Raw genomic sequence first — 14,808 nt, forward strand, 5'->3', positions numbered from 1 at the left:
ATTACCTTAAGTTTAAAGAGGTCCCTGTTCCCACCCTGTCCCTATAATTCATCTTTTAATCTGACAACGCCTGAAATGCCGATCGCTAGTTAAGCAGACTCAGGTTTTGGCAACGATGATGGATGCACTAATAACTCTGCAGTCGATCGCTTCTCTACCATTTCCTTAGTAATAGTACACCGAGTCACATCCTTGCGCGAAGGTAATTCATACATCACATCCAACATCAACTCCTCCACAATACCCCGCAACGCTCGTGCTCCGGTCTTTCTCCTAAATGCTTCCTTCGCGATCGCTCGAATTGCCTCTTCCTCAAACTCCAACTGTACATTATCCATCTGCAACAACTTTTGATATTGCTTCACCAAAGCATTCTGAGGTTTTGTCAAAATTGCCATCAGAGTCTCCTCATCCAGAGGTTCAACTACCGCCACCATTGGTATTCGCCCAATTAACTCTGGAATTAAACCAAACTTCACCAAATCATTCGGTTCCATTTGCTTCATTAAATCTACAACTTTTTTATCCTTGGACTGATTTTCTCCTACTTCCTGAACAAAACCCATTGACTTTTTGCCGTTTCTCTGTTCTACTATTTTATCTAAACCAACAAAAGCCCCACCACATATAAATAAAATATTACTCGTGTCAATCTGAATACAATCTTGATAGGGATGTTTCCGACCACCTTGAGGGGGGACATTGGCAACAGTCCCCTCCAACATTTTTAATAAAGCCTGCTGTACCCCCTCTCCAGACACATCTCTTGTTATGGAAGGGTTCTCACTCTTGCGAGCTATCTTATCTATCTCATCTATATATATAATACCCCGTTGTGCTTCCTCTACCTCTAAATCTGCCACTTGCAGAAGTCGCAGCAAAATATTCTCCACATCTTCCCCAACATATCCAGCTTCTGTTAATGTTGTCGCATCTGCCACAGCAAATGGTACATCCAATAATTCTGCCAAAGTTTGAGCCAACAATGTCTTACCACAACCAGTCGGCCCAATCAATAAAATATTAGATTTTTGTAATTCCACCTCATCTGGAGAAGACTTGCCACTTTTTTTGGCTTCTACAAAGGTCAGACGTTTATAGTGGTTATAAACTGCCACTGACAAAACCTTCTTACCTTCCTCCTGACCAATAACATGAGTATCCAGATAATTCTTAATTTCTCTAGGTTTAGGAAGTTGGGCAACTGACACTCTTTTGGCAGTACTACTTCGCTTTTGAGTAGGGGTTGTTGGTCTTGGCGTTGGAGATTGTGGCCCTGTTGTGTTAGAGTCAAAAAGCTCCTCATCTAAAATCTCATTGCACAACTCTACACATTCATCACAAATATAAACTCCAGGACCTGCTATTAACTTACGGACCTGTTCCTGAGACTTGCCACAAAATGAACATTTTAGATGGGAGTCGTATTTAGACATAACTTCCTCTTAATTACATTGCGGGAACAGACTCTCCTGGTACAGGAAGATTCTGTTTAGTAATCACTTGATCGACCAAGCCATAATTTTTGGCCTCTTCTGCGGACATAAAGAAGTCGCGGTCTGTATCAACTTCTATTTTTTCTAGAGGTTGACCTGTATGAGCTGATAAAAGTTCATTCAGCTTACGTTTATGATATAAGATTTCTTTAGCCTGGATCTCAATATCTACTGCTTGACCTTGAGCCCCACCTAGAGGCTGGTGAATCATTATTCTAGAACTAGGAAGGGACATTCTTTTACCTTTTGTCCCACCAGAAAGAAGAAAAGCTCCCATACTTGCAGCTAAACCATAACAAATTGTTACTACATCAGGCCGTACCTGCTGCATGGTGTCGTATATAGCCATTCCAGCAGTAACAGACCCTCCAGGGGAGTTGATATAGAGTTGAATATCTTTTTCTGGGTCTTCAGCATCCAGGAATAGCATCTGAGCAGTAATGGTATTAGCTACATTATCGTCTACTGGGGTCCCCAAAAAAATTATTCTTTCTCTAAGGAGCCGTGAGTAGAGGTCAAAAGCTCTTTCTCCCATCCCTGATTGTTCAACTACCATAGGAACAATGTTACTAGGACCGGAGTAAACTTGTAACTTATTATAGATATTAACTAAATCATCAGAATATTGAGATATAACCATAGTCCATCAGTTTATATATAAACAAATTTTGTTTTGACTTGCTCATTTTTGATTCGTATCAATCCAAGCTGAATATTATTATGACTTAGCTTTACTAATATTGGTAGTTGGGATTACCCAACCATTCATTAATTTGAGTTTAGTTAATCTTGTTCATTATTGAGGATTTTCCACAGTAGCTACAGGTTCCGCCTCAACTTCTACAATAGTTTCTGACTCTGACTCAGTTTCTACAGGAGTTTCTGTAGCTTCATCTATTTCTGAATCTTTAGTTAGAGTTCCTTGAGGTACTAACTCTACTGTGCCATTTTCTTCCAACCATTTGATTGTTTTTTCCTTCAGTAAGTCTTCTGTCACTACTTCTCTTAATCTATCTGGATCGACATCCTTTCCTTGGAGTTGTCCCATGACTTTAGCTGACTCTGCTACAATCTCTTCTTCATTTACCTCGATTGACTCTTCCTTGGCCACTGTTTTAATAGCCCAATCTCTTTTTAATCGCTCAATTGCTTCTGGCCGCGATCGCTCTTGCATTTCTGGCAATTTATCGCTACTGAACAATTCTTTAACATCTATTCCATACTGGCTCAACTCCATGGCACTTTGGGCTAACATCTGCTGAACTTCATTTTTAATTAAAGTTTCTGGTAATTCTACTTCCAGATGGTTCACCAGCTCATTTACAATGGCAATTTCCTTATTCTGTTTTGTTTGTTCCTCTTTTTCTTTGGTAAATTTTTTCTCCATGAACTCTTGTAATTGGGCTAATGTTTCAAACTCACTAATTTCTTGAGCAAAATCATCATCCAACTCTGGTAATTCTTTTTCTTTTAATTCTTTAAGAGTAATTGTAAATACTGCTGGTTTACCTGCTAACTCTGGTTGACCATATTCTTCAGGAAATTGAACGGAAATTTCTTTTGTTTCCTCTAGGTTCATACCTACTATTCCATCAATGAACCCAGGGATAAATTGTCCTTCTTTCAACTCCATTTGATAATCTTGAGCCTTGCCTCCTGGAACTTCTTTCGGCTCTTCTCCCTCTGTATCAGATGGGATTATACCTTCAAAATCTACTATTGCCACATCTCCTAACTGAGCAGCTCTTCCTTCTACGGGAATTAGTGTGGCCTTTTCAGAGCGACGTTCTTCTAGAAATTCATCTAATTGAGCATGGTCATATTTAGCTTCTTCAGCCTTGACCACCAATCCTTTATAATCATTAACTTTAGCCTCTGGCTCTACATCCACTTTAGCAGAGAAGGCCATTTCTTTTCCTGGTTCAAAATCTTTTACTAACTCTTCAAATTCTGTAACCAGGTCAAATTGACCTATTGCATTGATTTGTTCTTGTTCTCTTGCTTTTTCTAAGCAATCATTAATGAGGTTATCTAAGGCCATAGCTTTAACATAATTTCTACCCAGCCTCTGTATCAATATTTGTCGAGGCACCTTGCCTTTTCTGAACCCAGGAATATTGGCGGTACGGATATATTTCTGAATCACCTGTTCGTAGGCATTCTTGGACATTTCTGGTGTAATCTCGATTTCCAGGCCTATTTGGCTAGCTGGAAGTTTTTCCTGGGTAACTTTCATCGGCGTTTTGTTTAAGTTAGTTAGAACTAAGTTTAAGATTATAGGCTATGATTCTATCATAAATGTTGAAAGAGGACTCCTGTTATATCCCTACTTGAATCGGGAATGGGGAATAGGGAACAGGAAATAGCAAACTGTAAAAGGGTTTTAGCATTGAAAAATGTCCTCACTAATTCTTGTAGTGCTATATCATCGCTCTTAATTTAACGATGAGGTGAATTTCAACCAGAAAAGTGATTGAGCAATACGCGTGCGCATTTTTGGCGTTATAATTGCATCAATAGCCGTGGAGTACACGGTTGAATCAAAACGCACCGCCTGGGCTGAGGTAAATTCAGGGTAAAGACGGAGCAAGACAGCTTGTTGAGATAGTAGTAGCGGGGGTGCAATTCAGTTTATTTGATTTGTTATCTAGCCCGAGAATCTGTGAGACAAGAATCTCCCGTTATGATCAAGGGATTTAACCATGAGAGTGTCAATAAGCTATATAATTATTTATTTATAGGAATCTTAAGATTCTGACTTTTTCTTGCACTATACTTTTTGGCTTACTATTACTATAAGTATTTCTCTACCTTCGCCAACAATGCTTGAATTTTAGGACTTTTTTAACTTTATTTTTTTCTCGCTATTGGCAAAGTAAGTTGATATTTTTTCTTTTAAAAAGCTACCATATTATGGTATTATTAAAGGTTTACTTAAAGATGACATGACTCTAGTGCCGCTACGCGGAAGTTATTATATCATGTTCGGTAGAACAGTTATAATTAGGTTCGTAGTTTTGCTCTAGCAATAATAGTAAGTATTTCAGAGGCTCAAGCCCAACTACAAACAAAAATGTAATTATAAGTAATTATCCGTTAGCGTAGCTCCCCCTCCGGGGGAACATGATATTAAAGGTTAAAAGTATTGATTTGTAATTGTTTTAGGATTTTGTAACTGGTCAGTTATTTTCGGCATCCTGCACTAGGTTCTTATTTTAAGATTCTCAAGTTGTTACACTACAATTATAATTAATACTGATTAAATTTCGGCCAAAAATTTCATATAAATCTTTCTCGATTTTCCTCTATTTTGTCTGAAAATTAATATGTTAATACTTTTACTTATATAAATAGCCGAAGTAATATAATCATTTAAAACTACTCTATCAAAAAGACATCTCCGATCATAAAAAATCAAATCAACTATTGTACATAAATTATCAATTATTTATCCCTACTACCTATTTTATGGAGATGTCTAAAGAATTAAACCGAAATATCTAAGAATAGTTTGATTTGATTTGACTATAGTCAGTCAGTAGGTATAGAATTAATTTAGTAGTATGAAAATATTGGTTTTATTAAATATTTTTTGGTTTTCTGCTATTTACGATCGAATAATCTAATTGAATATCTGTTGTAAGCATTTAGCAGTCAGCTATTAGCTATCAGCTATTGATGATAGGAGGAGGTAAAAGCAATTTATAAATTTGGATAAATTAAAAAACTTATTGTCAAATTACGCTGATTTAGACTTATAAGGAATTTTCATTATTTGCTGATAGCTGACTGCTAAAAGCTGAATGCTTAGTATCTGTTATATATGAAATATCAAGCTAATTTTTAATCCTTAGTTTATGAAAATTATCTATATTAACCAAGTCGTAAGGGAGTGCAGATTAGATAATCTAGATGAGAATCAAATTTAATAAAAATAAAAAATCTATTTTAGTCAGAAAATCAAAAAATTAGCTCAAACTATTAAACTTAATAAAAAACATTATCAAAAAATAAAATGATGAAAAAATGAAGGAGGACAAGAATTTGTCAGAGTTTTACAAAGTAGCAATATTAGGAGCAACAGGGGCTGTAGGAACAGAGTTGTTAGAATTACTGCAAACTAGAAACTTTCCAGTAGCAGAATTAAAACTACTGGCATCACCCCGTTCCGCAGGTAGCACTCTAAAATTTAAAGGACAAAACTTACAAGTAGAAGCTGTAACAGATGATTCATTTAAAGATGTAGATTTAGTGCTAGCATCAGCAGGTGCATCTACATCAAAAGAATGGGCAAAGAAAGCAGTAGAAGCTGGTGCTATAGTAATTGATAACTCCAGTGCCTTTCGCATGGACCATGAAGTGCCTCTTGTAGTTCCAGAAGTTAACCCAAAAGCTGCGGCTCTACATCAAGGTATAATAGCTAATCCTAACTGCACAACAATATTAATGTGTGTAGCAGTATGGCCTTTGCATCAAGTCCAGCCAATTAAAAGATTGGTGGTGGCCACTTACCAGTCAGCAAGTGGAGCAGGGGCAAGGGCAATGGAAGAAATGAAAACTCAAGCCAAAGAAATTTTAGAAGGAGAAACTCCTGGAACAGATATTTTTCCCTATCCATTAGCATTTAATTTGTTCCCACACAATTCCCCACTGAATGAGCAGGGATACTGTCAAGAAGAAATAAAAATGGTTAATGAGACTAGTAAAATATTAGGAACTAACGAGATCGGGATTACAGCAACTTGTATTAGGGTACCAGTATTACGCGCTCATTCAGAAGCTATTAATTTAGAATTTGCTCAACCATTTAGTGTGGATAAAGCTAGGAGAATATTAAGTCAAGCGCCTGGAGTAACACTGGTAGAAAATTGGCAAAAAAATTATTTTCCAATGCCAATAGAAGCAAGTGGTAAAGATGATGTATTAGTGGGGAGAATTCGTCAAGATATTTCTCATCCTTGTGGATTAGAATTATGGTTAAGTGGAGACCAGATCCGAAAAGGAGCTGCCTTGAATGCAGTGCAAATAGCTGAGTTATTGGTAGAAAAACATTGGTTGAGGGTAGAAGCAGCAACAGTTTAGACTCAGGGTGCAGAAAACAAAAGAAAAAAAGATCCTTCATTAATAGATAATGGATAATGGATAATTACTTCTGGTTAAAACCGTTCTTGATTGAGTGTAAGGAAATATTATTTCTTTTATCCCCTTGAAAGGGGAGGCTAATAAAGCTGAATTGTTGAATTATTTGATTATTTAATTATTAATTATTCGGTAAGGTTAGTTCCTATTTCTAGAATGTAATAAAATGGGTAATTAACAATAGTTCAGTCATACAAAAATAAAAAAAATCAGAGAGACTGTAAAAAAAAATTTGCAGAGAGACTGTAAAACCAAAGGGATGTTAATCTGAAAAAAATTAGGTCTAGTAAGATGGCCAAAAAAAAGAATAAGACCTAACAAAGCTATGAAAAACCCATAAGGAGTGCAAAGAGTGTGATAGATTTCGGTAAAGTTATAACTGCAATGATTACGCCGTTTAATTCAGACGGTAGCGTTAACTATGAAGAAGTAGAAAAGCTATCTATATGGTTAACAGAAAATGGGACAGATTCATTGGTAATATGTGGAACAACAGGAGAATCTCCAAGCTTAACATGGGAGGAAGAATATAAACTATTTCAAGTAGTTCAAAAAGCAGTAGCAGGAAAAGCTAAAGTAATAGCTGGTACGGGGTCAAACTCCACAAGAGAAGCGATCGCAGCAACCGAAAAAGCTGCTAAGTTAGGATTAGATGGTTCATTACAGGTGGTACCTTATTACAATAAGCCACCACAATCAGGGCTTTATGAACATTTTAAGGCGATCGCTCAAGCCACCCCAGAATTTCCAATAATGGTTTACAATATACCAGGGCGTACTGGTCAAAATCTGATTCCTGAGACTGTAGCCAAATTGGCCGAAATTTCTAATATTGTTGCAATTAAAGAAGCCAGTGGTGACATAGATCAAGTAAGTCAGATTAGGCACTTGACTGCACCAGAGTTTAAGATTTATTCTGGGGATGATTCCCTAACTTTACCACTCTTGGCTGTTGGTGGTAGTGGTGTTGTTAGTGTAGCCAGTCATTTAGTAGGAAAACAGCTACAAGAGATGATAGTAGCATTTGAAATAGGTAAGGTACAAGTTGCTACAGAAATTCATCTCAAACTATTTAGCTTATTCAAAGCTTTATTTGCAACAACTAACCCAATTCCTGTAAAAGCGGCACTAAATCTGCTAAACTGGAAAGTAGGCTCTACTCGCCCTCCACTATGCGACCCGACCACTGAAGTAACTGAAAAATTATCAGCAGAAATGGGTCAACTAGGTTTATTGTGAGTCAATTTTACAGGTAATAAAGTTTTTCAGAAAATTAAATATCATCAATCTGAATAATGATTTAGTTACCCCCTAACTAAATTGCTAAAATCTCTCTTCTTAAGAGATTAGCTTTTGTGCATTTAACTAATGGGTACTAAAAATCAGTAATGCCAATTTGAAAAAAGAATGTTTAGAATAATTCAGGGTAATAAAAATAATTTACAGGATATGTCCCTTTGACTAAGCAGTGTGACCCCACATCGGCGTAAGACGCAAGCAGTCAGACCCCGCGACGACGCCAGTCGCAAGGGAACGCCAACCAAGAGAGGTAATGCTGACCAAGAGAGGGAACGCGCACCAAGAGAAAAAGATGAATTACAACCTAAAAAATGGTATCAAAGCTATTCATTCTGTCTCCTGACTCCTAAGAAATATCCTAGCTATTTATAGCAAACAATTATCAAATTGGTATATAGCAGTCGAAGGAAAGGTGAGGACATATCAAAAGTCTAAAGCTCAGACAACGCCAGATTTTCCTTCTGCCTCTGCCCTTTGAAAGAGGGGTAGAGGGGATGCCTTCTTCTTTATTTTTCAAAGTAAACAACAACAAAAAAAATAGGATAATTATGACAAGAAAGAAATCATCATCTGCCCTAAAAATTATTCCTCTAGGTGGACTGCATGAAATAGGTAAAAACACCTGCGTATTTGAATACGATGACGAAATTATTCTGCTTGATGCAGGATTAGCTTTTCCTACCGATGGAATGCATGGTGTAAATATCGTCTTACCAGATGTGACTTATCTGACTGAAAATCGCCATAAAATCAAAGGTATGATTGTCACCCATGGTCACGAAGATCATATTGGTGGTATTCCTTTCCATTTGAAAAATATGGAAATTCCTGTCATTTATGGACCAAGATTGGCAATGGCTTTACTCTACCCAAAACTAGAGGAAGCAGGAGTCCAAAATCGCACAGAATTGAGGACTGTTCGTCCCCGTGATACTGTCCGGTTAGGTAAATATTTCAGTGTTGAATATATTCGTAATACTCACTCAATGGCGGATAGCTTTACAGTCGCCATCACAACACCAGTAGGAGTAGTTATCCATACAGGTGATTTCAAGATTGACCATACTCCTGTAGATGGAGAAAAGTTTGATTTTCAAAGGTTAGCAGAGTATGGAGAAAAAGGAGTTCACTGCTTATTAAGTGATTCCACAAATTCAGAAGTACCCGGTTTCACGCCTTCAGAAAGGTCAGTTTATCCAAATTTAGACCGAGTATTTGCCAACGCCCCTGGACGTTTGATGGTGACAACCTTTGCATCTAGCGTACATAGATTACAAATAGTTCTAGAGTTAGCGAAAAAACATGGTAGGTTGGTGGCAATAGTAGGGCGATCGATGCTGAATGTGATTGCCCATGCTCGCAATCTTGGTTATGTTAAGTGTGAAGATAGTTTGTTTGTACCTCTGCATAGTGTCCGAAGTTTACCTGATGAGAAACTATTGATTCTGACTACAGGTTCTCAAGGTGAACCAATGTCAGCACTAACTCGTATTGCTAAGGGCGAACATAGACAAATAAAAATTCGTAAAGGAGATACAGTTGTATTCTCTGCTAACCCTATTCCCGGTAATACGATCGCTGTTGTTAACACCATTGACAAACTAATGATGTTAGGAGCAAATGTGATCTATGGTAAAGATAAGGGTATCCATGTTTCCGGTCATGGTTGTCAGGAAGACCAAAAATTAATGTTGGCACTTACTCGTCCTAAATTCTTTGTACCGTTTCATGGCGAGCATCGGATGTTAGTTAAACACAGTCAAACTGCTCAAAGTATGGGGGTTCCTCCAGAAAATATGGTAGTGGTGCAAAATGGTGATGTGGTGGAACTAACTCAAGATTCTATCAGTGTTGCAGCTCAAGTACCTTCTGGTATTGAACTGGTAGATTCTTCTCGTTCTGGTATGGTTGAAGACAACATCCTGAAAGAAAGGCAACAATTGGCAGAGGATGGTGTTGTGACTATAGCGTTAGCGGTGACTTCGGATGGTAAATTGATGGATAGACCTCAATTACATTTGCGTGGTGTGGTAAGTGCTATGGAAAAAGCACAAATGCGGGAACTGATCACCAAGACATTAGAAAAAAGTTTGATCAATAACTGGTCTGAGCATACTAAGTCAAACAATACTCAAGTTGATTGGTCTGGATTGAAAAACGATCTTGAATGTGCTGTTCAGCGAATGTTGAGACGAGAGCTTCAAGGTCAACCCTTGCTAGTTTTCTTAATGCAAACTCCAGATGGAGAAGATATACAAGATAGAAGTGTAGAAGAGAAAGTAGAGCAGAAAAAAGAACTGCCTATACCCAAAACACCACTGGGAAGACGGAAACGTCGGTCTACTGCAGCAAAAGTAGCATCTTAATGAACTCAGAAGGCAGAAGGGTTAGAGAGTAATTTTAAAAACGGACTTTTGATAACCGGATCTGGTATAAGGTGCGTTGCAACGCACCCTAAAGTTAGTTACTCCTGACTCCTCCCTTATTAACTACTGGTACTAGATGTACTAGGTGTCTTCTGTGACTCTGGTCTTTCTTCGGCCAAAATTGCCCCTTCTACAGGACAAACACTTAGGCAAATTCCGCAGTCAATACAGGTATCAAAATCTATCCAATACCAATCAGTTCCCTTAGTATTTTTACCAGGTCCTTCATGGATACAAGCGACAGGACAAGCTCCAACACAGTCAGCAACACCTTCGCAAATATCAGTAACAATTGTATGTGGCATTTTTATTATTTTATCAAGTCAAAACTAAAAATTTCTAAGGGATATTTCTCTGTTGTAATATAGAATCCAGTTATATAGTATATTTTGATAATTCTATAATTACTTCAAGCCTTAAATCTCCCCTACTTCCACACTCCCAACTATATAATTAACTATTCAACCGAACATGATATAAGAGGAGAGTTAAGTCGATATTTTTTTCTAGAAAATATCAACTTTCTCCACCAATAATATCATGTCCGGATAATTAGGGTTTGCTGAAAAAGTATGAGTGGTAAGAGTAGGAGTCAGGAGCCAGAATCCAGAATCGAGGAGGAATGGGAATTATAGAAGAGGTAGTTGGAAGAATCGTCCCTTAATTTTTCTGCCATAATTTACCCAAAGTATGCTCATTTTTGAACCGGAACTACCTAAAAGCTAGAACTTTTTCATATCTGAAAATCTTCAAACCTTTATGTGTAAAGACGTTGAGATTTAATCAGCAAGCCCTAATTAGCAATAGAACTCAATTCCACTGACACGTTAACGTTTGCGATAGCATTCCGTAAGGAAAGTTGTGCGCCAGCAAACAAAAAACTTTCTCCTTTTCCTCCTCTTTATTCTTCTTTCTTCCCTCCTGAGTCCTTACTTCCCCTCCTGGGAGGGGGAGGGGCGAGGGGTGGGTTTACTCCTGACTCCTCCGTCGTTTATTTATAAGTATTCAACCGAACATGATATAATAGCCTAATTTAACTTTTTCAAAAATGCTTCATAAGTTTGAGATTTGGAGCCAAAAACATAATTAGGAGAAGAAACTGTAATATCTGTACCACCTACTTTTCTGAGATGATTAATTGCTGGTAACAACATTTCTTGTTTCACTACAATTGTGGCAGCATACCAATCATTTTTCTTCCCAGAATATACTTTAGCAATAGTCGGTCCTTGTAAACCAGTAATGCCACTTAATCCACTTTTATTCATTAACAAATCACCTATTTCATCTGCCGACTTTCCATGCACATTTGCAGTTATCGACACATATTTTTTTGACTCCATCTGAGCTTCAATTAACTCTAAAAAGACCTTAGTTGTTTCCAACTTAGCTTCACTTTCTTGTAACAAACGTTTATTACCAATTAAACAAGCTTGAGACTTAAGAAGTGTGCCTCCTTCAATTCGCTTTAAACGATTTTCTCTCAGAGTTGTGCCAGTGCTAGTTACATCAGCAATCATATCAGCATATCCCATACTTGGTGCTGCTTCCATTGCACCTTGGACTGCTACTAAGGAAAAATGTACAATTAACTTTTCATACAACCATTTTCGAGTCAGGTTATTATACTTTGTAGCAATTCTTAGATTTTTACCTTTCTCTTTAAATAATAGAGTTAATTCTGCTAAATCTTCTATGGAAGAAACATCTACCCAACTTTCAGGAACGGCTAAAACAACTTCACATTTACCATAACCTAATTTATCCCAAATAACTATTACATCATCATCGGATTGACTTTCTTCAGAAACTACGTCATAACCTGTAATTCCTAAGTCAACACTTCCTTCTTCTACTTTTGTAAAGATATCTGCTGCTCTTTGAAATAATACTTTTACTTGTGGCAAGGCAGGAATAGAGCCGAAATATTGTCTTTCACTGGGTCTAGATACAGTTAAACCACAAGCTGACAATAAGTTCATGGCTCCTTTTTCTAATGCACCTTTACTGGGTAAAGCTATTTTTAAAATTTGCTCGGTGGTCATTTTAGTTATCAGTTATCAGTTATCAGTTATCAGTACCTCTGCAATAAGGAGGCTGGAAATAGGGTATTAATTTTTCAGTAATTCAACTATTTCTAACTTTTTTTACTACTTCATTTAATTCCAAATTTTGCTTTTCCCCAGATTCCAGGTTTTGCAAAAGCACTTTACTATCTTGTTGTTCTACAGAATTTAAAATAATTAAAAATGGAATATTATGCTGAATTGCATACTCAATATTATTTTCAATATTTCTCCCGATAATGTCAGTTTCTATCCGCAAACCTAGCCTTCTTAATTTTTCCGCAATTTCGACAGTATAAACATAATCATGTGAACTAATACCAACTACCAAAATTTCGACAAATTGATAATTATTAATATTCAAATGAGATTTTTCAGCTAATACTTCTCTGAGTTCTTCCATTACATAAGAAAAACCAGTGGCAGGAGTTTCTTGTTGACCTCCTAAACTAACAATTAAATCATCATATCTACCACCACCACATAATTTTCTTTCTCCTAAGTTACTGTCAGAAATTTCAAAAACCATACCTGTATAATATTGGAGACCCCGACTAATTCCGAGGTCAATATTAATACGATTTTTGTCTACATTAAAGGCATCTAAACTTTTAAGAATATCTTGTAATTGTGTTAAGCCATAATCATCAATATTGTAAGCTAAAAGTAGTTTTTCTGTTTCTTTTAAAATAGCATTCGGCTCACCTTTTAGTTTACTCAACTCTGTCATAAAATCTAATGCTTTATTGAGCTGTTTAGTTTGGTTTTGATGTTTAATCTTCACTAACAAACGGTCAACTATTTCTTCAGGTTCGCGAGTGCTTGAAAGTTCGATATTCATACTTTCGAGAAACTCAAAAATAGCTACCCTAGCCTCCTCTTCTTCTAAATTTTGTAGGAGGTCTGTAATTTTTTTTGTCGTAATATTTTTACCTGGTTGTTGTTGAGCAGAAGTATTTTTTTGAAACGCTGGATAAATTTCAGAAAGTAAATTTTCTACTGTTTGTTTACCTTCTTTTCTCAGAGTTTCCATCTGAGTAAGTAGAAAACTACGAAGACGAGTATCTAACTCAAGATGGTCCAGGAATTTGTTGATAACTCCAACATGACCAATAAACATTTGATATTCAGTTAAACCTAAACGGTCTAAACCTTGACAGGCCATAGAAATAACTTCCGCATCAGCGATCGCCCCTTTTGCCCCAATTAACTCTATTCCCATTTGGGTAAATTGACGATATCTCTCTTTCTGGGGCTTTTCATAGCGAAATACTGGCCCTGTATAATAAAGTCTTACTGGCAGGGGTATTTCTTGGAAGTTGTCCAAATAAGCGCGGACCACTGAAGCCGTAAATTCTGGCCTGAGACAGAGGCGACGGTTACGATAAATAAAGTCGTAGAGGCGAGAAACTATGTCCTCACCAGATTTTTTCAGATAGAGTTCAGTATATTCTATTAGTGGTACATCTATAGGTCGGTAGCCATAAGATTCAAAACTACCACTGAGTGCATTTTTAATTTGTTTATCAATGTGATAGGTGTTTGGCAGAATGTCCCTGACACCTCTGACTCGTTCTACTTTTGTGGTTTGCATAGACAAAATATAAAAGATTGTAGTTTTCTCATCGCAATTTTGACAAGAGAGCTTCTACTAGATGATTTTATTTCTCTTTTGTCAAGAAAAATTGATATTTTTTAATGTTTCTAGTTGGCAAGCGATCGCTACCCTTATACACTGATAGCTGATTTTTGTCTATATTCAAAAAAAATAATTATGTATTCAAACCTCCCTAATAGCTGGTTTCGTGTTGCCAGAAGTGAAGATTTATCTACCAAAGGAGTAATACCACTTCATTACTTCGGAAAAGACTTTGTACTATTTCGTACAGAAGATGGCAAACCTCATATTTTTGATGCTCACTGTCCTCACTTAGGCGCTCATCTTGCTCATGGAGGTAGAATACAAGGCCAAACTCTGAGATGTCCTTACCACGGTTGGCTCTGGGATACAAATGGACAATGTGCTGCTATTCCTTATCCAGATAAACCCAAACCCAAAGCAAAAATACAGAGCTGGCCTGTACTTGAGCTTAATGGTCTCATAATGATGTACCATCACCATCAAGGAAAACTGCCAGACTGGGAAATACCTCAAATACCAGAACTAAATTCGGTCGAATGGACTCCCCTACGTTTAGTCCGTCAGTGGAAAGTCCGCACTACCCTTCAAGATTATATGGATAACAGTGTAGATGTCTCTCACTTATATAATTTGCACAGCCGTACTTTTAAAAGCGCTCATAGTCATGGGGTAGAAATTGACGGACCAATTTTAACTCATAGAATGTCTCAGAAATATAATTTATCTTCTTTAGCAGCAGG

The 14,808-nt window shown here is 37.0% G+C and carries 11 protein-coding genes; 5 read left to right on the plus strand and 6 right to left on the minus strand.

Going from position 1 to position 14,808, the window contains the following annotated elements; all coding sequences use genetic code 11:
• Nucleotides 1–89: 89 nt before the first annotated feature.
• From clpX to tig, 3 genes are all read right to left on the minus strand, one after another.
• Entirely contained in the window at nt 90–1,436 is a 1,347-nt protein-coding gene (gene clpX / locus D5R40_RS23855; protein WP_124155309.1) for an ATP-dependent protease ATP-binding subunit ClpX, read from the minus strand.
• A 13-nt stretch (nt 1,437–1,449) separates the two neighbouring features.
• Nucleotides 1,450–2,061 (minus strand): ATP-dependent Clp endopeptidase proteolytic subunit ClpP, encoded by a 612-nt coding sequence (gene clpP, locus D5R40_RS23860; RefSeq protein ID WP_511035182.1) that lies wholly within the window; start codon nt 2,059–2,061, stop codon nt 1,450–1,452.
• Nucleotides 2,062–2,292: 231 nt separating this feature from the next.
• Nucleotides 2,293–3,732, minus strand: a complete 1,440-nt coding sequence (gene tig / locus D5R40_RS23865; RefSeq protein ID WP_124145366.1) for a trigger factor — start codon at nt 3,730–3,732, stop codon at nt 2,293–2,295.
• Between the two features lie 1,790 nt (nt 3,733–5,522).
• Between tig and D5R40_RS23870 the strand changes: the two genes are divergently transcribed.
• From D5R40_RS23870 to D5R40_RS23885, 4 genes are all read left to right on the plus strand, one after another.
• The gene (locus D5R40_RS23870; RefSeq protein WP_124155310.1) at nt 5,523–6,578 is read left to right on the plus strand and encodes an aspartate-semialdehyde dehydrogenase; all 1,056 of its coding nucleotides are present in this window, start codon (nt 5,523–5,525) and stop codon (nt 6,576–6,578) included.
• Between the two features lie 411 nt (nt 6,579–6,989).
• Nucleotides 6,990–7,874, plus strand: a complete 885-nt coding sequence (gene dapA / locus D5R40_RS23875; protein ID WP_124155311.1) for a 4-hydroxy-tetrahydrodipicolinate synthase — start codon at nt 6,990–6,992, stop codon at nt 7,872–7,874.
• 231 nt (nt 7,875–8,105) lie between these two features.
• Entirely contained in the window at nt 8,106–8,306 is a 201-nt protein-coding gene (locus tag D5R40_RS23880) for a hypothetical protein (RefSeq protein ID WP_124155312.1), read from the plus strand.
• Nucleotides 8,307–8,482: 176 nt separating this feature from the next.
• Nucleotides 8,483–10,300: a ribonuclease J gene (locus D5R40_RS23885; protein WP_124155313.1), complete on the plus strand. Its 1,818-nt coding sequence runs from the start codon at nt 8,483–8,485 to the stop codon at nt 10,298–10,300.
• A gap of 119 nt (nt 10,301–10,419) precedes the next feature.
• Here D5R40_RS23885 and D5R40_RS23890 read toward each other — a convergent pair whose 3' ends face one another.
• The 3 genes from D5R40_RS23890 to hisZ all read right to left on the minus strand — a co-directional run bounded on the left by D5R40_RS23890 (nt 10,420) and on the right by hisZ (nt 14,020).
• On the minus strand, nt 10,420–10,665 hold the full coding sequence (locus D5R40_RS23890; RefSeq protein ID WP_124146801.1) for a ferredoxin family protein: 246 nt from the start codon (nt 10,663–10,665) through the stop codon (nt 10,420–10,422).
• 723 nt (nt 10,666–11,388) lie between these two features.
• The gene (gene hisG, locus D5R40_RS23895) at nt 11,389–12,405 is read right to left on the minus strand and encodes an ATP phosphoribosyltransferase (RefSeq protein WP_124146802.1); all 1,017 of its coding nucleotides are present in this window, start codon (nt 12,403–12,405) and stop codon (nt 11,389–11,391) included.
• 82 nt (nt 12,406–12,487) lie between these two features.
• Nucleotides 12,488–14,020 (minus strand): ATP phosphoribosyltransferase regulatory subunit, encoded by a 1,533-nt coding sequence (gene hisZ / locus D5R40_RS23900; RefSeq protein ID WP_124146803.1) that lies wholly within the window; start codon nt 14,018–14,020, stop codon nt 12,488–12,490.
• A 180-nt stretch (nt 14,021–14,200) separates the two neighbouring features.
• Here hisZ and D5R40_RS23905 point away from each other — a divergent pair.
• Nucleotides 14,201–14,808, plus strand: a 608-nt coding sequence (locus tag D5R40_RS23905) for a Rieske 2Fe-2S domain-containing protein (protein WP_134239625.1), incomplete at its 3' end; no start/stop codon positions are given.

This window comes from Okeania hirsuta (assembly GCF_003838195.1).
Taxonomy (GTDB): domain Bacteria; phylum Cyanobacteriota; class Cyanobacteriia; order Cyanobacteriales; family Microcoleaceae; genus Okeania; species Okeania hirsuta.

Coding starts and splice junctions, on each gene's coding strand:
- hisZ (WP_124146803.1), bottom strand. CDS start 14,020: ATGCAAACCACAAAAGTAGAACGAGTCAGAGGTGTCAGGGACATTCTG.
- D5R40_RS23870 (WP_124155310.1), top strand. CDS start 5,523: ATGAAGGAGGACAAGAATTTGTCAGAGTTTTACAAAGTAGCAATATTA.
- hisG (WP_124146802.1), bottom strand. CDS start 12,405: ATGACCACCGAGCAAATTTTAAAAATAGCTTTACCCAGTAAAGGTGCA.
- D5R40_RS23885 (WP_124155313.1), top strand. CDS start 8,483: ATGACAAGAAAGAAATCATCATCTGCCCTAAAAATTATTCCTCTAGGT.
- tig (WP_124145366.1), bottom strand. CDS start 3,732: ATGAAAGTTACCCAGGAAAAACTTCCAGCTAGCCAAATAGGCCTGGAA.
- D5R40_RS23890 (WP_124146801.1), bottom strand. CDS start 10,665: ATGCCACATACAATTGTTACTGATATTTGCGAAGGTGTTGCTGACTGT.
- clpX (WP_124155309.1), bottom strand. CDS start 1,436: ATGTCTAAATACGACTCCCATCTAAAATGTTCATTTTGTGGCAAGTCT.